General features: G+C 65.0%; 21 protein-coding genes and 3 tRNA genes. 8 read left to right on the top strand and 16 right to left on the bottom strand.

Going from position 1 to position 20,068, the window contains the following annotated elements; genetic code table 11:
• Positions 1-54: 54 nt before the first annotated feature.
• Together AC1MDG_RS06990 and AC1MDG_RS06985 are read right to left on the bottom strand one after the other, a co-directional pair.
• Complete coding sequence (locus AC1MDG_RS06990) at positions 55-1,671, bottom strand: solute symporter family protein (RefSeq protein WP_479808345.1); 1,617 nt, start codon at positions 1,669-1,671, stop codon at positions 55-57.
• Positions 1,668-2,048, bottom strand: a complete 381-nt coding sequence (locus AC1MDG_RS06985) for a DUF485 domain-containing protein (RefSeq protein ID WP_028272139.1) — start codon at positions 2,046-2,048, stop codon at positions 1,668-1,670. Before AC1MDG_RS06985 ends, AC1MDG_RS06990 begins: the two co-directional genes overlap by 4 nt.
• A gap of 198 nt (positions 2,049-2,246) precedes the next feature.
• Here AC1MDG_RS06985 and AC1MDG_RS06980 point away from each other — a divergent pair, with 198 nt between their 5' ends.
• From AC1MDG_RS06980 to AC1MDG_RS06965, 4 genes are read left to right on the top strand one after another with little or no spacing between them, the layout of a single operon-like run.
• A complete protein-coding gene (locus AC1MDG_RS06980; RefSeq protein WP_479808344.1) occupies positions 2,247-3,464 on the top strand; it encodes a sensor histidine kinase in 1,218 nt (405 codons plus the stop codon).
• Between the two features lie 22 nt (positions 3,465-3,486).
• Positions 3,487-4,206 carry a LytR/AlgR family response regulator transcription factor gene (locus AC1MDG_RS06975; RefSeq protein WP_043480032.1) on the top strand — a complete coding sequence of 240 codons (720 nt, stop codon included), beginning with the start codon at positions 3,487-3,489 and terminating at the stop codon, positions 4,204-4,206.
• The gene (locus AC1MDG_RS06970) at positions 4,203-4,553 is read left to right on the top strand and encodes a DUF485 domain-containing protein (RefSeq protein WP_043480030.1); all 351 of its coding nucleotides are present in this window, start codon (positions 4,203-4,205) and stop codon (positions 4,551-4,553) included. The genes AC1MDG_RS06975 and AC1MDG_RS06970 overlap by 4 nt, the downstream gene beginning before the upstream one ends.
• A 7-nt stretch (positions 4,554-4,560) precedes the next feature.
• Complete coding sequence (locus AC1MDG_RS06965; protein ID WP_043480028.1) at positions 4,561-6,060, top strand: sodium/solute symporter; 1,500 nt, start codon at positions 4,561-4,563, stop codon at positions 6,058-6,060.
• Between the two features lie 44 nt (positions 6,061-6,104).
• Here AC1MDG_RS06965 and AC1MDG_RS06960 read toward each other — a convergent pair whose 3' ends face one another.
• The 6 genes from AC1MDG_RS06960 to rpsB all read right to left on the bottom strand — a co-directional run bounded on the left by AC1MDG_RS06960 (position 6,105) and on the right by rpsB (position 11,095).
• Positions 6,105-6,689, bottom strand: a complete 585-nt coding sequence (locus AC1MDG_RS06960; protein ID WP_043480027.1) for a DivIVA domain-containing protein — start codon at positions 6,687-6,689, stop codon at positions 6,105-6,107.
• A gap of 77 nt (positions 6,690-6,766) precedes the next feature.
• Positions 6,767-7,687 carry a phosphatidate cytidylyltransferase gene (locus tag AC1MDG_RS06955; protein WP_479808342.1) on the bottom strand — a complete coding sequence of 307 codons (921 nt, stop codon included), beginning with the start codon at positions 7,685-7,687 and terminating at the stop codon, positions 6,767-6,769.
• On the bottom strand, positions 7,687-8,244 hold the full coding sequence (gene frr / locus AC1MDG_RS06950; RefSeq protein WP_043480023.1) for a ribosome recycling factor: 558 nt from the start codon (positions 8,242-8,244) through the stop codon (positions 7,687-7,689). Before frr ends, AC1MDG_RS06955 begins: the two co-directional genes overlap by 1 nt.
• Positions 8,245-8,355: 111 nt before the next feature.
• Entirely contained in the window at positions 8,356-9,093 is a 738-nt protein-coding gene (gene pyrH, locus AC1MDG_RS06945) for a UMP kinase (RefSeq protein ID WP_043480021.1), read from the bottom strand.
• 148 nt (positions 9,094-9,241) lie between these two features.
• Complete coding sequence (gene tsf, locus AC1MDG_RS06940; protein ID WP_479808340.1) at positions 9,242-10,078, bottom strand: translation elongation factor Ts; 837 nt, start codon at positions 10,076-10,078, stop codon at positions 9,242-9,244.
• Between the two features lie 135 nt (positions 10,079-10,213).
• A complete protein-coding gene (rpsB, locus tag AC1MDG_RS06935; protein WP_043480018.1) occupies positions 10,214-11,095 on the bottom strand; it encodes a 30S ribosomal protein S2 in 882 nt (293 codons plus the stop codon).
• Positions 11,096-11,547: 452 nt separating this feature from the next.
• Here rpsB and AC1MDG_RS06930 point away from each other — a divergent pair, with 452 nt between their 5' ends.
• Positions 11,548-12,072 carry a M23 family metallopeptidase gene (locus AC1MDG_RS06930; protein WP_479808338.1) on the top strand — a complete coding sequence of 175 codons (525 nt, stop codon included), beginning with the start codon at positions 11,548-11,550 and terminating at the stop codon, positions 12,070-12,072.
• A gap of 30 nt (positions 12,073-12,102) precedes the next feature.
• Here the strand turns inward: AC1MDG_RS06930 and AC1MDG_RS06925 are convergent, their stop codons facing one another.
• The 6 genes from AC1MDG_RS06925 to AC1MDG_RS06900 form a co-directional block, all read right to left on the bottom strand.
• Entirely contained in the window at positions 12,103-13,293 is a 1,191-nt protein-coding gene (locus AC1MDG_RS06925) for an acyl-CoA dehydrogenase family protein (RefSeq protein ID WP_479808336.1), read from the bottom strand.
• 244 nt (positions 13,294-13,537) lie between these two features.
• Positions 13,538-13,611, bottom strand: a tRNA-Ile gene (locus tag AC1MDG_RS06920).
• A gap of 127 nt (positions 13,612-13,738) precedes the next feature.
• Positions 13,739-14,935 carry a glycosyltransferase gene (locus AC1MDG_RS06915; RefSeq protein ID WP_479808335.1) on the bottom strand — a complete coding sequence of 399 codons (1,197 nt, stop codon included), beginning with the start codon at positions 14,933-14,935 and terminating at the stop codon, positions 13,739-13,741.
• A gap of 109 nt (positions 14,936-15,044) precedes the next feature.
• Complete coding sequence (locus tag AC1MDG_RS06910; protein WP_043480013.1) at positions 15,045-15,950, bottom strand: DMT family transporter; 906 nt, start codon at positions 15,948-15,950, stop codon at positions 15,045-15,047.
• The gene (locus tag AC1MDG_RS06905) at positions 15,950-16,573 is read right to left on the bottom strand and encodes a CDP-alcohol phosphatidyltransferase family protein (protein ID WP_479808333.1); all 624 of its coding nucleotides are present in this window, start codon (positions 16,571-16,573) and stop codon (positions 15,950-15,952) included. The genes AC1MDG_RS06910 and AC1MDG_RS06905 overlap by 1 nt, the downstream gene beginning before the upstream one ends.
• Positions 16,574-16,624: 51 nt before the next feature.
• On the bottom strand, positions 16,625-17,482 hold the full coding sequence (locus tag AC1MDG_RS06900) for a phage holin family protein (protein ID WP_479808331.1): 858 nt from the start codon (positions 17,480-17,482) through the stop codon (positions 16,625-16,627).
• Between the two features lie 184 nt (positions 17,483-17,666).
• On the opposite strand from AC1MDG_RS06900, the gene AC1MDG_RS06895 reads away from it, so the two are divergent.
• From AC1MDG_RS06895 to AC1MDG_RS06885, 3 genes are all read left to right on the top strand, one after another.
• Positions 17,667-18,890: a multidrug effflux MFS transporter gene (locus AC1MDG_RS06895; protein WP_479808330.1), complete on the top strand. Its 1,224-nt coding sequence runs from the start codon at positions 17,667-17,669 to the stop codon at positions 18,888-18,890.
• A gap of 66 nt (positions 18,891-18,956) precedes the next feature.
• Positions 18,957-19,136: a hypothetical protein gene (locus AC1MDG_RS06890; RefSeq protein WP_043480008.1), complete on the top strand. Its 180-nt coding sequence runs from the start codon at positions 18,957-18,959 to the stop codon at positions 19,134-19,136.
• A gap of 67 nt (positions 19,137-19,203) precedes the next feature.
• On the top strand, positions 19,204-19,614 hold the full coding sequence (locus AC1MDG_RS06885) for a hypothetical protein (protein WP_043480006.1): 411 nt from the start codon (positions 19,204-19,206) through the stop codon (positions 19,612-19,614).
• Positions 19,615-19,684: 70 nt separating this feature from the next.
• Here the strand turns inward: AC1MDG_RS06885 and AC1MDG_RS06880 are convergent.
• Together AC1MDG_RS06880 and AC1MDG_RS06875 are read right to left on the bottom strand one after the other, a co-directional pair.
• Positions 19,685-19,757, bottom strand: a tRNA-Asn gene (locus AC1MDG_RS06880).
• Positions 19,758-19,883: 126 nt separating this feature from the next.
• Positions 19,884-19,956 (bottom strand) — tRNA-Asn (locus tag AC1MDG_RS06875).
• Positions 19,957-20,068 lie beyond the last annotated feature (112 nt).

Here is a 20,068-nt window from a genome sequence, read left to right as displayed (position 1 = left end):
CGTGATTCACGGGAGCTCCTCTTGTGTGTCAGCTATGCCTGGGCCAATCAGGGATTAGTGGTCCACTGCCTTCTCGGCGCCGACGCCGGTCAGGGAACGGACTTCCATTTCGGCCTGCTTGGTGGTGTCTTCCAGATTCTTGTCCAGCACCGAACCGAGCCAGCCCAGGAAGAACGCGAGCGGGATGGAGACGATGCCTGGGTTGCTGAGCGGGAAGATCGCGAAGTTGGCGCCCGGGATCATGGACGTTTTCAGACCCGAAACCACCGGCGACAGGGCAATCAGGATGATCGCCGAGCCAAGCCCGCCGTACATGCTCCAGATGGCGCCCTGGGTGGTGAACTTACGCCAGAACAGCGAGTACACAATCGTGGGCAGGTTCGCAGACGCCGCCACCGCGAAGGCGAGCGCCACGAGGAACGCCACGTTCTGGCCGTTGGCGAAGATGCCGCCGGCAATGGCCAGGAGGCCGATGACCACAACGGTGCGCCGTGCGACCTTGACTTCCGTGTCGGCGTCGGCCTTTCCCTTGGCGATGACGCTGGCGTAGATGTCATGCGCAAACGATGCCGCCGCGGTAATGGTGAGGCCGGCGACGACCGCCAGGATGGTGGCAAAGGCCACCGCCGAGATGAAGCCGAGCAGCAGCGGGCCACCGAGGTGGAATGCCAGCAGCGGTGCAGCCGAGTTGACGCCGCCCGGCGCACTCTTGATCGTGTCAGCGCCGACCAGTGCCGCGGCACCGTAGCCCAGCACCAGCGTGAACAGGTAGAACAGGCCGATCAGCCAGATGGACCAGACCACGGACTTGCGGGCTTCCTTGGCGGTGGGAACCGTGTAGAAGCGCATCAGCACGTGGGGCAGGGCCGCGGTGCCAAGCACGAGTGCCAGGCCCAGGGACATGAAGTCAAGCTTGGAGGTCTCGGTCTTGCCGTACTGCAGGCCCGGGTTGAGCATGTTCGGGTTGCCTGACGTCTCCACCGCGCCGCCCAGCAGGTCGGAGAGGTTGAAGCCGTAGATGGCGAGGACCCAGAAGGTCATGACGGCAGCGCCGGCAATCAGCAGCATCGCCTTGATGATCTGGACCCAGGTGGTGCCCTTCATGCCGCCAATCAGTACGTACATGATCATCAGGGCGCCGACGACGATGATGACCAGCGCCTGTCCGCCCCAGTCGCTGATGCCGAGGAGCAGGGAGATCAGGCTACCGGCTCCGGCCATCTGCGCCAGCAGGTAGAAGAAGCAGACCGCAAGGGTGGAGATGGCTGCCGCGATGCGCACGGGGCGCTGCTTGAGCCGGAAGGAGAGCACATCGGCCATGGTGAACTTGCCGGTGTTGCGGAGCAGTTCGGCGACGAGAAGCAGGGCGACGAGCCAGGCGACCAGGAAGCCGATGGAGTACATGAATCCGTCGTAGCCGTTGATGGCGATGGCGCCGGTGATCCCCAGGAACGAGGCCGCCGAAAGGTAGTCGCCGGCGATGGCGGTGCCGTTCTGCGGGCCGGTGAAGGAGCGTCCGGCAGCGTAGTAGTCTGCCGCCGTTTTGTTGTTGCGGCTGGCCTTGATCACGATGACCATGGTGATTGCCACGAACAGGCCGAAGATGCCCATGTTCAGCAGGGTGGTGTCCTTGAGATCCGCAACGTTGACTGCGGGAACCATAAGCGTCATTTTGTTACCCCGCTGATTTTGTTGCCTTCTTTATCGAACTCGTGGCCCTCGATTTCATGGCGGATTTCCGCCGCGATGGGATCAAGGCGCCGGTTGGAGTAGCTCACGTACCAGCCGGTGATGGCGAACGTGGAAACAAACTGCAGCAGGCCAAGGATCAGCCCGATGTTGATGTTGCCCCATACCTTGGTGGACATAAAGCCCACGGCGTAGTCGGCCAGGAGGACGTATGCGAAGTACCAGAGCAGGAACGCAACGGCCATTGGAAAGACAAAGCTGCGGTGACGCTTGCGCAGTTCCTGGAACTGCTTGGTCGATTGGACTTGCTTGAAGTCCACGGACGCCGCTGCGTCCGGAGTTGGGGCATCGTTACCCATCATTCCTCCTCATTGAGACTTGCCGTCCACACCGACTGCCCCGCCCACCCGCAGACAGTCCCAGCCAATGTGACTGCAATCACTGTCTCCCGTGATGCGGCTTACATCCAGAGAAGGCCGCCGCGGCGTCGCTCAGCGGTCCCGATGCTGCGCCAAACGGTGCCCCGCGGCCACGCCGGGCAGGATACGCTGGGCACCATGCCGGACTCCCCCCTGTTCACCGCTGCCGCCATCGCCGTGATCGCGATGGCGATCGCCGTCGTCGTCGGCGTTGGGCTCAAAGTCCTGCGGTCCTTCCGGGAGCTGGGCACCGATGCGGAACGGGCCACCTACAAGACCCTGCATGCGGCCTCGAGGGCCGGCCAGCACCTCCGCACCGGACTCAACCCCGCAGGCGCGGCCAAGGCCAGCCGGCAGCTCCGCACGATTCTGGGCTGCGACGCCCTGGCCATTACCGACACCTCGGGAGTGCTCGCCTGGGACGGCGCCGCGGAGGAATTGAAACCGTCCCTGATGGGACTGGCCGCCAAAGTGCTCGACGGCGGCCACACGGCAGTGATCCCGGCCGGCGAACTGCAGATGCTCGCCGGAGACACAGCCTCCGGTACGATCACGCCCGACGTCGAACGCGCCGTCGTCATCGCCCCCATTAAGGCCGGCGCCAGGGTGGTGGGAGTCATTGCGGCGTTCGCGCCGTCGGCAGGCGCCGGACTGGTCCGGGCCACCGGCGAAGTGGCCGACTGGGTGGCGGCGCAGGTCGAGCTCGCCGAACTCGACGCCTCCCGGACCCTCCTGATGGAGGCCGAGGTCCGCGCCCTCCGCGCCCAGATCAGCCCGCACTTCATCTACAACTCGCTCAACGCGATCGCCTCCTTCATCAACACGGACCCCGTACGGGCACGGGAGCTGGTGGTGGAATTTGCCGACTTCACCCGGTACTCCTTCCGCCGCCACGGGGACTTCACCACCCTTGCCGAAGAACTCCGGTGCATCGACCGCTACCTGCTGCTGGAGCGGGCCCGGTTCGGCGACCGGGTGCAGGTGAGCCTGCGGATCGCCCCGGAGGTGCTGAGCACCGTGATTCCGTTCCTCAGCCTGCAGCCGCTGGTCGAAAATGCCGTCCGGCACGGGCTGGAGGCCAAGGAAGGTCCGGGCCACATCACCATCTCGGCGAACGATTCCGGCGCCTTCGCCGAAGTGACAATAGAGGACGACGGCGTGGGGATGGATCCCGAACAGCTTCGGTCCATGCTGGCGGGGCACAGCGACGGCGACCACGTGGGGCTGCGGAACGTGGACGCCCGGCTCCGCCAGGTCTACGGCGAAGACAACGGCCTGGTCATCGAAACGGCACCCGGGGAGGGGACCCTGATCACCATGCGTGTCCCCAAGTCCCAGCCCGGCCACGACGCGTGAACCGCGGCAGTACTCTAGAACCATGATTAACGTCCTCGTCGCTGACGACGAGCTGCCCGCCGTCGAGGAACTCGCTTTCCTGCTTGGCCGTGACGGCCGGATCGGGGCCATCCACCGGGCATCGTCCGGCGCCGAAGCCCTTCGCGTGCTCGACGCCGAGACCGTGGACGCGGTGTTCCTGGACATCCATATGCCTGCCCTGTCCGGCCTGGACATCGCCCGGGCCATCGCGCGGAGCAGCAATCCCCCGGCTGTTGTCTTCGTTACCGCGGACGAGGACTGCGCGCTGGAAGCGTTCGAACTCGCCGCCGTCGACTACCTGCTGAAGCCCGTGCGCGCCGAGCGCCTTGCCAGGTCGGTGGGCCGCATCAGTGAACTCATGAAGGACGGCGCCGCAGCACCGGAAATGATCACAGTGGACCTCGGCGGCACCACCCGGATGATCCGGCGCGACGACGTCACGTACGTCCAGGCCCAGGGCGACTACGCCCGCCTGCACACGGCCGACGCCAGCTACCTCATCCGCGTCCCGCTGGCCGACCTGGAGCAGCAGTGGGCCGAGGCCGGGTTCATCCGCACGCACCGGTCCTACCTCATCGCCCTCAACCACGTCAGCCACATGAAGCTCGCCGCGGCCCGGCCCACCGTGACTGTGGCCGGGGCCGAGCTGCCCATCAGCCGCCGCCACCTGCCGTCTGTCCGGGAGAAACTCGAAACCACCCGGATCCGGCCGCAGGCATGACCCGGGTCAGGGTGACGGCCCCGCGGTCCGCCGCGAAGCCGGTGCGGGATTCCCGCGAAGCAGCCGAGGAGTCGGACGTGGGGCAGGTGTTCGTCAGGTCCCTGATCCGTTCCCAGCTGCGCCTGGCGATCGTCGTGGCGGCGGGCTTCCTGCTGATTTTGCTGGCATTTCCGCTCCTGCTGGGGCTGGTCCCCGGGCTGGCGGAAGCTGAGATCGCGGGAATCCCGTTCGGCTGGCTCCTCCTCGGCGCGGGGATATACCCCGTGATCGGGCTGAGTGCCTGGCTGTACATCCGGACGGCCGCCCGCAACGAGGCCCGGTACCGGGACCTGGCGGAGGGCGGGTGAGGCGGCTGTGAACCCGGTGGTCGGCATCGCGGCCTTCGTGGCGGTTTCGGTGGCCACCGCCGTCATCGGGTTCTACGGGTTGCGGATTTCACGAACCACGGGCGACTTCTACGTGGCCTCCCGGACGGTCCGCCCCTGGTGGAACGCCTCCGCGATCGGCGGCGAGTATCTTTCGGCAGCAAGTTTCCTGGGCGTGGCAGGCCTGGTCCTGCTTTCCGGGACGGATGCCCTCTGGTTCCCCATCGGCTACACGGCGGGATACCTGATGCTCCTGTTCTTCGTGGCCGCGCCGCTGCGGCGCTCGGGCGCCTATACGATTCCGGATTTTACCGAAGTGCGGCTGGATTCCCGGCCGGTCCGCCGGGTCACCAGCCTGGTGGTTGTGGTGGTGGGCTGGCTGTACATTGTGCCCCAGCTCCACGGGGCCGCCCTGACGATCCGCATCACCACCGGGCTTCCGTCCTGGGTTGGGTCCGTGGCGGTGGTCATTGTGGTGTGCCTGACGGTTATGGCAGGCGGGATGAAGTCCATCACCTTTGTGCAGGCGTTTCAGTACTGGCTGAAGCTGACAGCCCTTGCGGTGCCCATCGTGTTCATCGCCCTCGTGCTGGCGGGCAACGGGGCGTTTTCGGTGGCCGAAGCCAACAGCAACCCCACCGGCCTGGCACCGACAGGTCCCTACCAGAACATCTCGCTGCTGGTGGCGCTGCTCTTTGGAACGCTGGGGCTGCCGCACGTCCTGGTGCGGTTCTACACCAACCCGGACGGGCAGTCGGCACGCCGCACCACGCTGATCGTGCTGGGGCTGCTGTCCGTTTTCTATCTCTTCCCCACCGCCTACGGGCTGATTGGGCGGATGTTCGCGCCGGACCTCGCGCAGGGCGGCAGGTCGGATGCGCTGGTCCTGCTGCTGCCGGGCCGGCTGATCGGCGGTCCGGCCGGGGACCTGCTCTCGGCACTGGTGGTGGCGGGGGCTTTCGCAGCGTTCCTGTCCACCACATCCGGGCTGGTGGTGTCCCTGGCCGGCGTCATCAGCCAGGACGTCCTGGGCGGAAGCGTCCGTGGCTTCCGGCTGGCCGCGCTCATCTCGGCAACCGTTCCGCTGGGCTTCGCCTTCATGACGGACTCCCTGGCCTTGGCCGGCAGCGTTGGCCTCGTGTTCGCGTTTACGGCCTCCACGATCTGTCCCGCCCTGCTGCTGGGGATCTGGTGGCGGGGCCTCACCGATGTCGGAGCCATCGCCGGGATGGTGACCGGCGGTGTCCTGTGCGGCGGCGCCCTGGTTGCCGGCGCCCTGTCCGGGCCGGCCATGTCCGGTGCCGCGATGCCGCAGTGGCTGGCGCAGCCGGCAGCCTGGACGGTGCCGGCCGCGTTCGCCGTCATGATCGTCGTTTCGCGTGCCACGAAGGGCCGAGTGCCGAGGACGCTCACGAAGGTCATGACCAGGCTGCACACTCCGGAACGTCCGCTGGCCACCGAACGCCAGGGAACCACGGAACGCCCGTAACAGACCATGGAACGCTCAGCGTAACCGCCGAACGCGCGTGAACGTCAGTCGATGGCCGCCATGAGCTCGACGACGCGGTCCAGGAACGCGTCCACCTGGGTTTCCTCGTAGCCGTCCTTGCCCTTGGCCTGGCGGAAGACCGCCCGGCGGACGTTGTCGACGCTGAGCGGCTGGTCGTGCTCGAGGTAGCCGACGAGGTCGTGGCACAGGTTGTCCACGTCCACGGTGTTGTAGCTCCGGACGCGCCCGCCCGCGGGCCGGCGGAAGCGTTCGCCGTCGGGACGGTGGAGGCGCCCCCGCAGGAGGCCGGACAACTTGCCGATCTCGCGGAGCCAGGCTTCCTCGCCGCGGGCTTCGATGAGTTCGTCGCGCTCGCGCCGCGCGAAGGCGTCCTCGAGGCGGTCCAGGGCAGCGTCGACCCCGGCAGCGGCGTAGCCGCCCTTGACGGGATCAAAGCAGACCGCCCTGACATCGGCGCTCTTGATGACCTGGGCGGCTGATCCCGGATTCTCGAATGAAACCCGTGCGCGCTGGAGGAACTGGTCCACCTGCTTGGCGTTGTAGCCGTATTCGTTCCGCTGCACGCGGTCAAAAGACGCAGGTATCTGCCGTTGAATGTCCACTGTCACTTTGCTTCCTTCAGTGCTGTTCAGCTGTTTTGCTCGGCACCAGTCTAAGGTGCCGGGTTGTTGCCGGGCGGGACGCCTCAGGCTCCGGAAACAGCTGTGAACAGGATAAACGCCGCCGGGGAGGCGAACACGATTGAGTCCAGGCGGTCCATGACGCCGCCGTGACCGGGCAGGATGCTGCTCATGTCCTTGATTCCGAGTTCCCGCTTGACCATGGATTCGGAGAGATCGCCGATGGTTGACGCTGCCACCATGCCCACGGCAAACACCACACCGACCCACCAGGGCTTATCGAGCAGGAAAAGGCAGGCCAGGACGCCCACGGCAATGGCGCCGGCGATGGATCCCGCGAATCCTTCCCACGATTTCTTGGGGCTGATTTTGGGCGCCATGGGATGCTTTCCGAAGGACGCCCCCACCAGGTAGCCGAAGGTGTCGTTGGAAACGACCAGAAGAAGCATCGTCGCGATCTGCCACGCACCCGGCGGAACCACACCGCCGGGCCACAGGCCCACCGGCGTCACGCTTCCCACCCCGTGCAGCGGCAGGATCGCGAAGCTGATGAAGAACGGAACCCATGCCAACGTAAAGACCCCGGCAAAGATGCTGCGGGCAGATCCGGCGGCGCTCTCGATGGTCCGCCACAGCAGCACGGCCACGCTGCTGGCCAGGAGCGCAAACAGCAGGCTTTCCAGTCCGCCGAAGTAGGCTGCCAGCGGCATTCCCACGGTGCCCACCATCACCGGAACGATGGGCAGGCGCGTGCCGCTGACCTCAAGGGCCCGGAAGATCTCCCAGACGCCGAACACCGCGAAGGTGGTGGTGACCAGGACAAATCCGAGCGGCAGGAACAGGAGACCCCCCAACACGGCGAAAAGCATTGCCAGACCCACCGCCGTGGCGGCCGGAAGGTTCCTTCCTGCCTTGGGCGTCGGGTTGGAGCGCTGCTTCCCCCGGACCCGGACCCTGGGTCCGGGTGCCTGCTGTGCCTGATCCATCAGACCTCGAGCAGCTCGGCTTCCTTGCGCTTGAGCAGATCGTCGATGCCGTCAACGTGTGCCTTGGTGATGGCGTCGAGTTCCTTCTCGCCGCGCGCTCCCTCGTCCTCGCCCGCTTCGCCGTCCTTGACCAGCTTGTCCAGGGTTTCCTTGGCCTTGCGGCGGATGTTGCGGATGGAGACCTTGGCGTCCTCGCCCTTTGCCTTGACGATCTTGACGTATTCCTTGCGGCGTTCCTTGGTCAGTTCCGGAATGGTGATCCGGATGACGTTGCCGTCGTTGGACGGGTTGGCGCCTACCTCGGAGTCGCTGAGGGCCCGCTCGATGTCGCGCAGGGCCGTCTTGTCGAACGGAGTGATCAGGATGGTGCGGGCGTCGGGAACGGCGAACGATGCCAGCTGCTGCAGCGGGGTGGGCGAACCGTAGTAGTCCACCAGCACCCGGTTGTAGAGGCCCGGAGTGGCACGGCCGGTACGGATCGACGCGAAGTCTTCCTTGGCTACCTCGACTGCCTTGTCCATCTTGTCCCCGGCTTCGAGCAAGGTCTCTTCGATCACGGTCTCTCCTCAGAAATTGGTGCACCCCGGATGCCCGGAGCAATGCACGGTTCGTTCCGTCTTTGCGGCCCGCCCTGCGGGCCGGCCTTCCTCAAATCATCCTAGCTGTTGCTAGGGGGTGACTACGGTGCCAAGCTTCTCTCCGCGGATCGCCCGGGTCACGTTGCCTTCGCCTTCCATGCCGAAAACCACCATCGTGAGGTTGTTGTCCTTGCACATGGTCATGGCGGTCTGGTCCATCACGCGGATGTCGCGGCGCAGGGCGTCGTCGTAGCTGAGGTGGTCCAGCTTCTCGGCGTCGGGGTCCTTCTTGGGGTCGGCGGTGTAGACGCCGTCCACGCCGCTTTTTGCCATCAGTACGACGTCGGCGTGGACTTCCAGCGCGCGCTGGGCAGCCACGGTGTCGGTGGAGAAGTACGGGAGCCCGGCGCCTGCACCGAAGATCACGACGCGGCCCTTTTCCATGTGGCGGATGGCCCGGCGGGGAATGTATGCCTCAGCAACCTGACCCATGGTGATGGCGCTCTGGACGCGGGTCTCCACGCCGGCCTGCTCCAGGAAGTCCTGGAGCGCAAGGCAGTTCATCACGGTGCCCAGCATGCCCATGTAGTCGGCACGGGAACGGTCCATGCCGCTCTGGGACAGTTCGGCGCCGCGGAAGAAATTGCCGCCGCCCACGACGATCGCAACCTCGACGTCGGGAACTGCCGCGGCGATCTGCTTGGCGACTCCGCGGACGGTGTCCGGGTCCACGCCCAGCTTTCCGCCGCCGAAGACCTCGCCGGAGAGTTTCAGGAGGACGCGACGCCGGCTCTTCTCTGACTGGACAGAATTGTTGACGGTTTCCATGGTGCCTTCCCGTAAATGAGCTCTGAGCTAGGTTATCGTGCCCGATGGCCAAAGGTGTCATTTCACCGGGCCGTAAGTGCAGCCTCCAGGGCTGCGGTTGCATGCAAAAGGGGCGGCCACCGAAGTGACCACCCCTTTGCGTGTCTAACTAGGAACCGACGCGGAAACGCGCGAATGCGGTGCCCTTGACGCCGGCCTCTTCGAGGACCTGCGCCACAGACTTCTTGGCATCCTTGGCGAATGCCTGGTCAACCAGCACCTCACCCTTGTAGAAGCCCGTAACGCGGCCTTCCACAATCTTGGTCATGGCTGCCTCGGGCTTGCCCTCGGCCTTGGCCGTTTCCTCGGCGATGCGGCGCTCGGACTCGACCAGCTCGGCCGGAACGTCTTCGCGGGTCAGGTAGTTCGGAGCCATGGCGGCAATGTGGACGGCGACGTCGTGTGCCGCGGTTGCAGCCGCTTCGCCTTCGCCGTCGACGGCGAACAGGACGCCGACCTGGGCCGGGAGGTCCTTGGAGGTCTTGTGCAGGTAGGCATCAACCGTGCCGCCCTCAAGGCGGGAGATACGGCGGACAACAACCTTTTCGCCCAGGATTGCGCCCTCTTCGACGACAACCTCGGACAGCGGCTTGCCGTCAACTTCGGTGGCCAGCAGGGTTTCGATGTCGGCTGCGCCGGACTCGACTGCGACAGCCAGGACCTTGTCGGCCAGCTGGATGAACTTGTCAGCCTTGGCCACGAAGTCGGTCTCGCAGTTAACTTCAATCATTACGCCAACGCCGCCGGCAACCTTGGCAGCAACCAGGCCTTCTGCGGTGGAGCGGCCTTCACGCTTGGTAGCGCCCTTCAGGCCCTTGATGCGGATGATCTCGATGGCCTTTTCGGCGTCACCGTTGGCTTCGTCAAGAGCCTTCTTGACATCCATCATGCCGGCGCCAGTGCGCTCACGCAGAGCCTTGATATCAGCGGCAGTGTAGTTCGCCATGTGAACCCCTCTGTCTAGAAATTTTGTGTGGTGTACGGACTGACAGGACGGCAGCTCACCGAGTGAGCGGCCATCCTGTCAGAAACCCCCGGCACTGCGGACAGTGCCGGGGATGGTCCAGATTTATTTGTCTGCCTACTTGGCAGCGTCGGCTTCGCCGGCAGCAGGCTCGGTGGCCTCGGCAGCTGCCGGGGCTTCCTCTGCCGCGGCGGGAGCTTCTTCTGCAGCAGCCGGAGCAGCTTCTTCAGACTTGCTGCCTTCGAGGAGTTCGCGCTCCCACTCGGCCAGCGGCTCTTCCGGAGCTTCCGTGGTGCCCGTTGCACGCTGGTTGCGGGCGATCAGGCCCTCAGCAACTGCATCGGCAACAACGCGGGTCAGCAGGTTGACGGAGCGGATGGCGTCGTCGTTACCCGGGATCGGGAAATCGACTTCGTCCGGATCGCAGTTGGTGTCCAGGATGGCAACAACCGGGATGTTCAGCTTCTTGGCCTCGTCAACGGCGAGGTGTTCCTTCTTGGTGTCCACGATCCAGAGCACGGACGGTGCCTTGGTCAGGTTGCGGATACCGCCAAGGTTGGTCTCGAGCTTGGTGAGTTCACGGCGAAGGAGCAGGAGTTCCTTCTTGGTGTACGCGGAGCCGGCGACGTCGTCGAAGTCGATCTCTTCGAGTTCCTTCATGCGCTGGATGCGCTTGGAGACCGTCTGGAAGTTGGTCAGCATACCGCCGAGCCAACGCTGGTTGACGTACGGCTGGCCAACGCGGGTGGCCTGCTCGGCGATGGATTCCTGCGCCTGCTTCTTGGTACCGACGAAGAGCACGGTGCCGCCGTGGGCAACGGTGGCCTTGACGAACTCGTAGGCACGGTCGATGTAGGACAGCGACTGCTGCAGGTCAATGATGTAGATGCCGTTGCGTTCCGTGAAGATGAAGCGCTTCATCTTCGGGTTCCAACGACGGGTCTGGTGTCCAAAGTGGACGCCGCTGTCAAGCAGCTGGCGCATAGTTACGACGGGCATGCCGACGCTCCTTCCGGCAGGTCATTCATGAGAGAGCCCATGGCTCTCTTACCCTGCCAATAGTTGACGGTTGATTAGCTTCGCCCAGGCGGGCGTTGCTCCTGGCATCCCTTGCACTTCTCATCAGGACCGTTGCCGGGCCTGACCGTAAGAGGCACAATCCTCCGCAGCCTGAAGCCTGGGCTTCGGAACGGGAGGGCTGGATGCGCGTAGTCAGCCACTGCTCCCCCACACCTCTGAATGAGACGTGCTGACGAGAACGTCCGGAAGGACCAAGCGACCAAGAGGAGGCATGAACCGCCGGCCGGGCATCGTTGAGGGCACAGCAAACTGCTCCGTCAAGTGTACTACAGCGGCCCCACCGGATCAGACCATTTTCGGGGGCGGGCGCCTTGTCCACATAGCGACGCACGCCCCTTCCGGCCGGCACGCCGGGATTGCAGGCTGAAGGCATGAAAGTCCGAGCCGTCCCTGCCGCCATCCTGCTCTCCGTTTCAGCCATCGCCCCGGCCTCCGGCGCCGTCGGGACGGCTGGTGCAGCCGCTGGGCCCGGCGCCTGGGACTGGCCGCTGTCACCCAGGCCGGCAGTGGTCCGCGCGTTCGATCCCCCGGACAAACCGTGGATGAGCGGGCACCGCGGCGTGGACCTCCAGGCGGCGGCCGACGGCGCCCCGGTCGCCGCTCCGGAGTCCGGAACCGTCAGCTTCGTGGGCGTGGTGGTGGACCGGCCCGTGATCACTATCGATCACGGCAATGGGCTGCGCAGTAGTTTCGAGCCGGTCGAAAGCGGCCTTTCCACCGGTGCCGCGGTGTCGAGGGGGGACGTTATCGGAACGGTGGCGACGGGTCATTGCGCATCCCTGCCGTGCGTGCACTGGGGTGTACGCCGGGGCGAGGAGTACATCAACCCGCTGTCCTTGGTCACAGACCTGCGGCCCTCCATCCTGCTTCCCGTGGCTAGACGGAATGGAGGGTGAACGGCCGCAGGTGCACAGCTCCCGGAATGGCTACACGATGGCTGAAATCCCGGTGATGGCACGCCCCGTTACCAGGGTGTTGATTTCGTGGGTGCCCTCATAGGAATAGATCGCCTCGGCGTCGGAAAAGATCTTGGCCATCTCGAAGTCCGTGACAATGCCGTTGCCACCGAGGAGGCTGCGGCCGATGGCAACGCTTTCGCGCATCCTGGCCGTCGTGAAGGCCTTGGCAAGGGCGGACTGCTCGTCCTTCGCCTCGCCGGCGTCTTCAAGCTGGGAAAGCCGGACCATCATGCCCATGGAGCTGACGGCGTTGCCAAGAATCTGCACCAGCTGGTTCTGCACCAGCTGGAAGGAAGCGATCGGCCGGCCGAACTGGCTGCGCTCCACGGCGTAGCGCCGGGCCACGTCGAAGGCCGCGAGCTGCTGGCCGACAGCCTGCCAGGCGACGGCGAGCCGGGTCACTTTCAGGACCTTGTTGGTGTCGCGGAAGCTGTTGGCATGGGCGAGCTTGAAGAAGTCCGGGACCACGACGTTGTCGAGCGTGATGTCGGCGTTCTGGACGGTCCGAAGCGAGATCTTGTTTTCAATCCTGGTGGCGCTGTACCCCTCGGTCCCGGTGTCAACCAGGAAGCCCTTGACCTGGTTGTCAGCTTCGTCACGGGCGTAAATGACCACCCAGTCCGAGAACGTGGCATTGCCGATCCAGCGCTTGGCGCCGTTGAGGATCCAGCTGCAGCCTTCGCGGCGGGCAGTAGTGCGGGTGCCGCCGGCAACATCCGAACCGCCCAGCGGCTCGGTAAGGCCAAAGGCGCCGATCTTCTTCAGCGAGTAAATGTCCGGCAACCAGGCTTCCTGCTGTTCCTGTGAGGCGAGGGCCTCAATGGAGCCGGTGAACAAGCCGTCATGCACACCCAGGAAGGTGGCGATGGAGGTGTCCGCGCGCGTGGCTTCTGCGTGCAGGATCCCCGCGAACAGGTTGGAGTACCCCTGGCGCCGGACAGGGCTGACCAGGTCGATCTCGGCCAGCTTCGGGATCAGGTCCATCGGGAACTCGGCCCGGTTCCAGCAATCGACGGCGATCGGCTTGACCTCGCGGTCCAGGAACTCCCGGACTTCGGCCAGCCGGTCGCGTTCCTTGCCGCTGAGCAACTGCTCGAACGCGAAGAAGTCGCCGTCGGCGTACGGCAGGTTGTTGATGTCGATAGCAGCTTTGGACATGGGGTTCCTTCACGTGTGATCAGCAGCGACCAGAAGACGCCGACGTCGCGCCGGCGATTAAGTTACTGATGAGTAACATACCGCAGCGGAGTGTGGCGGGCAAGCGGACACAGGGTCTTTGCACGCCCCGGGCGGCAAACAAAAAAGAGCCGTGGCCGATGTTTGAACATCGGCCACGGCTCCCTGGCAGGGGCGCTGTCGGCGCATGCGACCGGCTTCCCGTGCCGGGCGCTGTAACTTTTCGTAGGGCTACTCGGACTTGAACCGAGGACCTTAGGATTATGAGTCCCGCGCTCTAACCAGCTGAGCTATAGCCCCGTGCGCCCCGCGGACCGCCGGCTCCGCAGGGAGCCTCGGCAGTTCCGGGGCAAAAACACTCTAGCAATAGTAATCGCCCGAGACGCGCACCAGCACCAGGCGCGTGCGGGGATTACCGCCTTCGGGGTTACACCACTTTGTCGTCGTAGGTGGCGCCGCGGTAGAGGTCTTCGAACGTCTGAAGGGTCCCCTGGATGCTGTGCGGCTCCACCATGCAGCGGCTGGCCTTGCCCATCGCGGCAAGGTCCTCGGCCGGAAGCTGCAGGACCCGGGTGATCTTGGCGGCGAGGTCGTCGCTGTCGTTGGGAGTGAAGAGGTAGCCGTTTTCGCCGTCGCGCACGAGGTGCGGCAGCGCCATCGCATCCGCCAGCAACACCGGGGTGGACGCAGACATGGCCTCCAGGGTGACCAGGGACTGGAGCTCAGCTGTTCCCGGCATGCAGAACAGGTCCGCCTTGATGTACGCCTCGCGCAGTTCGGAGTCGCTCGCCAGGCCCAGGAACTTCACCCGCGATTCCAGTCCCAGCCCTGCCACCTGGGCTTCGAGGGCGGCGCGGACCTCGCCTCCCCCGACAATCTCCAGGTGGACATTCAGCTCTGCCGGGGTCTTCGCCACCGCATCGATGAGGACGTTGACGTGCTTCTCCTCGGCGAGGCGGCCCGCGAACAGCACGGTGGGGTACGGGTGCCGCTCGATCACCTCGCCCTCGCGGAGTTCATAGGCGGCCGAATCAATACCGTTGGAGAGCGGCAGGACCTTGCGCAGGAAGGCGTGCTGGTGCATGGCCTTGGCGGCGAGCGGAGTGGGCGTGGTGACAACGTCAGCCCGGCCCATCACCTTGCCCATGTCCTTCCAGGAAATGCGTCCCACGATGTCCTTGAACCACTGCGGGAACGGCAGGAAGGGGTTGAGGTTCTCCGGCATGAAGTGGTTCGTGGCAATGATCCGCACCCCGCGCCGCTCGGCTTCGTAGAGCACGTGCTCGCCGATCATGTAGTGGCTCTGGATGTGCACCACGTCCGGCTTGACCCGGTCGAACAGGAGGCTGATCTCCTTCTTAATCTCCCAGGGGAAGGTGATGCGGAAATACTCGTGCGTGGGAACTGAGTGGGAGCGGATCCGGTGAACCGTACCCTCCGCGCGGAACTCGGTGAAACTCTTGCCCTTGTCCGGACGGCATGCCAGCACGTGGACGTCGTGTCCGCGGGCGGTCATGCCCATGGCCAGCCGGTATCCGAATTGCGCGGCTCCGTTGACGTGGGGCGGGTAGGTGTCCGCAGCAATCAGGATGGTGAGTGGGTGCTGGCTGTCGGGCAAGGTCACGTGGAGAGCTCCTGGTGGTCACGGTGCGGTCAGCGCTGGCTGTGGCGGCCGGCTGTCCCTCGGCGCTCTCGCGCCGGGACTTCAGGTGAAGTCTGGGTATCAGCCGCCCCTAGGACACCCGCCCCGCGGCCTTCCGCGCGTCCTTCTTGCGCTTGGTCACTTCGGGATGGTGCCGCGAGAGGGCGATTACCCCCACGATAGCAAGGGAAGCGGCCGCCCCCATGGCAATCGCCAGCACGGCGTGGACATCCGGCCGGAGTTCGCCGAGTATGGCGATGCCGATGGCGATTCCCACAATGGGGTCAACGACCGTAAGCCCGGCTATGACCAGGTCCGGCGGCCCGCCGGAGTACGCCGACTGGACAAACCACGAGCCCAGCCCGCCCGCTGCGGCGATGGCCACCACCGAATACCACTGCACGTTGAGCAGAACCAGCCCGTTGGGGTCCAGCAGGTGCTTGCCGATGATGCGGGTCAGCACAGCCACGAAACCGAAAAGCACGCCCGCCCCCAGAATGTAGATAAAGGCGCTCATCCGGTGCTTGAACACCAAAGCCAGCGTGCCGAAGAGGCCCACCGCGAGGGCGAGCAGCAGCACAATGGTGAGTTCGTCGTCGAAACTCACGTGATGGTTTTCCTGCGTCACATTCACCGCAAGCAGGACGAACATCGCAGATCCGGTGACACACGCCGAGATGGCAACCACCGTGGCACGGTTGATGCTCAGGCCCTGGTCCTTGGCGTTAACGACAGTGGTGATGACCAGAGCGATTGCCCCGATCGGCTGCACCACCGTCAGCGGCGCCGAAACGAGCGCTACAGCGTTCATCGCCATGCCGGCGCAGAGCAGCAATAGACCGAAAACCCAGCGCGGATTGCGGATGAGCCGAAGAAAGCCGTGCGAGCTGAGCGCAAGGCCGCCGGTGTCGGCCTTGACCGCACTGCCTTGGCGTTGCGCGCCGATCGCCAGGCAAAAGGCACCCAGCACCGCCAGGAAGACGGCGAGCCACACCATCAGCCGCGACCGCCGTCGTCCGCAGCCTTGAGCCGGCCCTTACGGATGATGGCCCAGAAATAGTTGTAGGCCGCCACCCAGTGGCCGATCAGCCCGAGGCCAAGGAAGATCCACGCAGCGACGAAATACAGCTCGGTCAGGGGGATGGGCAGCTTGGCGAGCACCAGCAGCGGGGTGCCAACGAGGAGGAGCGCAGTCCGGATTTTTCCGATCCGGCTGACCGGGAGGTCCGGGTGGCTGTGGAAGTAGTACAGCGAAACGGCCATCAGGATGGCATCCGGAACCACCAGGGCGGTCAGGTACCACCATTCCACGACGCCCGCGATCACCAGGGTGACGGCGACGGCAATTAGCGCCATCCGGTCGGCCACCGGATCCATGATCCGGCCCAACCTGGACGTCTGGTTGAAGCGGCGGGCGATGTACCCGTCCACCCAGTCCGTGCTGCCCATGACCACCAGCACGATCGTGGCGAGGGCATACTCCTTCTGACCCAGGACCAGCCAGATGAAGAGCGGCACGCCCATGAACCGGACCACAGTCAGGATGTTGGGGATGGTGAAGACGGCGTCGCTGTCCACATGGCGCTGGCCCAGACGTGCGCCCGCGTTGATGAACTTCATCCCTAACCTCCTTCCCTTGCCGCTTGGACTGCCTGGGTGGTGCCGGTAGCGCTAGCCTTTGAGGAGCTTGCGGAGGAGGACTACGAGGACGGCGGCCGATGCCGCCAGGGCAGCCAGCGGCTTCCAGCGCTCGCCGACCTGGCTCTCGCCGGCACGGTTCAGCAGGGCGGATGCCGAGCGGCTGAGGGATTCTGCCTGGCGGCCTGCGCTGGCCTTGCCGGACTTCAGGCCGGCGTCGGCGGCGGCCAGCAGGAGTTGCGCCTGGGTCTTGACGTCGAGTTCCTCGCCAAGCTCGTCGCGGACGCCCGTCAGGTGCCGACGGCGCTTGTCCAGCCGGCTCCGCAGTTCGGCTTCCGTGGGTGCCGGTCCAAGGTCCGGCTTCGCCGCTTCCTTGGCCTCCTTCTCCGCCTTTTCCTGCGCCGCCTTCGCTTCCTTGGCGGCCTTTGCGGCCTTTGCCTGCTCGGTGGTCGGGTCCAGGACAGCCGGGTTGAACTCCGAACCTTCCTTCACGATGCCGAGATCGTGTTTGAGACCGCGGATTGTGTCTTCGGGCACCAGCGGCATGGCCTTCTTGAATTTCCTCATGCCGATCAGTGCGCCGATGAGGGCGATGACAAGGAAGACGGCGCACACAAGGAGGGCTGCCAGCCAGGCGGGCATGATGGTGGCAAGCCCCATGATTGCCGCAACAATGAGTCCGGTGATGAGGAAGGCAACGAACACCAGCGCAACAACCAGGAACGCCGCAGCCACGCCGACCTCGATGCCCTTGCGCTTCAGCTCAATCTTCGCGAGGGCGATTTCGTCATTGAGCTGCCGTGGTGCCAGTTTCGCAACGAGCCTCAGAGTTTTGGGCAGCGCCGCAATACTTAGTCCGCCTGTTGTCCGGCCGCTGTGTCGTCCGCTCATCGATCCCGCCTAACTGGTTCCATCTTTGATTCGGATTCCGGTGGATTCCGAGGGCCTGCGCGGCTTCACACACTCCCCGTTGACAAAACTATCATTCAGGTTCGGCCCCTTCTTCGGCTAATAACCCGTGGCGCGCCCTTCAACGCTGTAAAAGTCTGATCTGAGCGCCCTAGGATTGATCCCTGTGAGCATTCCCGCCAATCCGGGCGACTCCCTGAGCCGCAAGCGGAAAATCCTGTACATCCTCCTCCTCGGCGCCCTGACCGCACTGGGCCCCTTCACGATCGACCTCTACCTGCCGGCCTTCCCCGCCCTTGAGGCGAGCCTCGGAGTGTCCGAAGCGGAAGTCCAGCTGACGCTGACCGGCACAACCGTGGGCTTCGCGCTGGGACAGCTGGTGGTGGGCCCGCTGAGCGACAAGTTCGGCCGGAGGCTCCCGCTGATCCTTGCGACCGCACTGCACATCACCGCCTCTCTCGGGGCCGCGCTGTCCACGGACCTGGCGACGCTGGGACTGTTCCGGGTACTCATGGGCATCGGCGCTGCCGGCGGCGGCGTGGTGGCCATGGCCATGGTGCGGGACCTTTTCACGGGATACGCCATGGTGCGGATGTTCTCGCGGATGGCCCTGGTCAACGGCCTGGCCCCGATCCTGGCACCGGTCATCGGGTCCCAGCTCCTGCTGGTCATGCCCTGGCCGGGAATTTTCTACTTCCTGGCCGGCTACGGCTCGCTGGTGATCATCGCCGCAATCCTCCTGGTGCGCGAAACCCTCCCCCGTGAACTCCGGGGCAAGTCGGGCCTGACGGCGGGCCAGCGTTACAAACTGCTCTTTTCGGACCGGATCTTCGTGGGCCTGCTGCTGCTCGGCGGCATGAACTTCGCCGGGCTCTTCGCCTACCTCTCAGCCTCCCCCTTCCTGTTCCAGGATGTGTACGGGTTCTCGCCCCAGCAGTACGGCCTGCTCTTCGGCATCAACTCGCTGGGCATCGTGGCAGGCGTGCAGACCAGCTCCCGGGTGATCAGGCTGGTTCCGCCGCAGTGGATCCTGGCCTGTTCCACCGCGTGGATGTTCCTGATGGCGGTGCTGATCGTCCTTTTCGACCAGCTCGGCTTCGGGCTCTGGGGCGTCATGGTGCCGCTCTGGTTCTACATCCTCGGCACAGGCTTCACTTTTCCCTGCGTGCAGGTCCTGGCACTCTCCAAGCACGGGGCACAGGCAGGGACGGCGGCGTCGCTGCTGGGAGCGGCTACGTTCATGATGGCCGGCATCGTTTCTCCGGTGGTGGGCTGGTTCGGAGACATCTCGGCAACCGTCATGGGCGGAGTCCAAGCCACAAGCATCCTGCTGGCCGCGGCTGCGCTGTGGCTGGTGGTCCGACCGCGCACGGTTCCCTCCATCCACTAGCCCCCGCAGACCCACTGGCCCCCGGCCGCCGTCCCGGTGCGCTGAGACCCCCGGTACGCTGAAGCCATGGCCAAGAGACTTAACCGCAACCGCAGGGGGTTGTTCCTCGGCGCGGTGATTGGCGGCGTCGCAGGTTACTTCGCCGGGCGGGCGATGGGGAACCCGGCCATGGGCATCATCCTGGGGGCGATCGCCGGCTCAGCGTTGCTTTACCGGGTCAATCCCGGCCCCTGGAACCGGCCCTGACAAGCTCCCGGGAGCACCGGGCTTAGTGGCCCTGTTCCGGGAATTGCCCGCGCGATAAAGTTGTTTTGTGCCCGACTGGCAGCAGCATCATCCGCCCCTTCCGGCCACGTGGCAACGATGCGACACCGGCATCCTGCCCCTGTGGTGGGAACGGCTGTGCGCACAGACAAGTCCGCAGTCCGCAGCGCTGTACGCCGCCGGACTCTTCACCGAGGACCGGCGCCGTCCCATCGCCCAGTGGTTCAACCCCGCGTTCAACGCCGCGCTCCTGGTGGCCCCGGAAACGTCCCCGGAGTGGCCCGTGCAGCGGTTCGGCATCTTCTACGCTCCGCCGAGCAGCGGCTTCACCAGGGTGCACTCAGCGCCGCACGAGTGGCATCCCCGGGAACCGCGGAAGTCCCCCACCGAGGACGAAGCGTTCCGCGCCGCCATCGATGAGGCGGAACGCTTCCTTCAGGTGGAGATGGACTTCGTCTGACCCGCGCTGTTGACTCAGCCAAACAAAAAGGCCCCGCTGCCGGCTGTTAGCCGGCCGCGGGGCCTGTGCGCTCCTCCTGCTGGACTTGAACCAGCAACCCTTCGATTAACAGTCGAATGCTCTGCCAATTGAGCTAAGGAGGAATGAAGCAGGTATGACATTAGCAAAGGTTCCGCCCCAATGTGAAATCGGGTTCCATGGCAAGCCCGGATACCCCGCCGGGGTATAAAAAAGTCCCCGTTCCGGTGGCCCGGAACGGGGACTGTGCGCTCCTCCTGCTGGACTTGAACCAGCAACCCTTCGATTAACAGTCGAATGCTCTGCCAATTGAGCTAAGGAGGAATGAAGCGGGTACTAGCCTAGCAAGCCCCCGTCAGGAAATGAAATCGGGAAGTGAAACCGGCAACCGAAGCTGAGCGGTGCCGCACTCCTCCTGCCCCGGTTCGCGGACGGT

It is taken from the genome of Arthrobacter sp. AIWTK1, assembly GCF_056680535.1.
The sequence above is the reverse complement of the archived record's forward strand: the minus strand, read 5'-3'. Positions and strand labels throughout refer to the sequence as shown.

Coding starts and splice junctions, on each gene's coding strand:
- AC1MDG_RS06990 (WP_479808345.1), bottom strand. CDS start 1,671: ATGACGCTTATGGTTCCCGCAGTCAACGTTGCGGATCTCAAGGACACC.
- AC1MDG_RS06985 (WP_028272139.1), bottom strand. CDS start 2,048: ATGGGTAACGATGCCCCAACTCCGGACGCAGCGGCGTCCGTGGACTTC.
- AC1MDG_RS06980 (WP_479808344.1), top strand. CDS start 2,247: ATGCCGGACTCCCCCCTGTTCACCGCTGCCGCCATCGCCGTGATCGCG.
- AC1MDG_RS06975 (WP_043480032.1), top strand. CDS start 3,487: ATGATTAACGTCCTCGTCGCTGACGACGAGCTGCCCGCCGTCGAGGAA.
- AC1MDG_RS06970 (WP_043480030.1), top strand. CDS start 4,203: ATGACCCGGGTCAGGGTGACGGCCCCGCGGTCCGCCGCGAAGCCGGTG.
- AC1MDG_RS06955 (WP_479808342.1), bottom strand. CDS start 7,687: ATGGATCAGGCACAGCAGGCACCCGGACCCAGGGTCCGGGTCCGGGGG.
- pyrH (WP_043480021.1), bottom strand. CDS start 9,093: ATGGAAACCGTCAACAATTCTGTCCAGTCAGAGAAGAGCCGGCGTCGC.
- tsf (WP_479808340.1), bottom strand. CDS start 10,078: ATGGCGAACTACACTGCCGCTGATATCAAGGCTCTGCGTGAGCGCACT.
- rpsB (WP_043480018.1), bottom strand. CDS start 11,095: ATGCCCGTCGTAACTATGCGCCAGCTGCTTGACAGCGGCGTCCACTTT.
- AC1MDG_RS06930 (WP_479808338.1), top strand. CDS start 11,548: ATGAAAGTCCGAGCCGTCCCTGCCGCCATCCTGCTCTCCGTTTCAGCC.
- AC1MDG_RS06925 (WP_479808336.1), bottom strand. CDS start 13,293: ATGTCCAAAGCTGCTATCGACATCAACAACCTGCCGTACGCCGACGGC.
- AC1MDG_RS06910 (WP_043480013.1), bottom strand. CDS start 15,950: ATGGTGTGGCTCGCCGTCTTCCTGGCGGTGCTGGGTGCCTTTTGCCTG.
- AC1MDG_RS06905 (WP_479808333.1), bottom strand. CDS start 16,573: ATGAAGTTCATCAACGCGGGCGCACGTCTGGGCCAGCGCCATGTGGAC.
- AC1MDG_RS06900 (WP_479808331.1), bottom strand. CDS start 17,482: ATGAGCGGACGACACAGCGGCCGGACAACAGGCGGACTAAGTATTGCG.
- AC1MDG_RS06890 (WP_043480008.1), top strand. CDS start 18,957: ATGGCCAAGAGACTTAACCGCAACCGCAGGGGGTTGTTCCTCGGCGCG.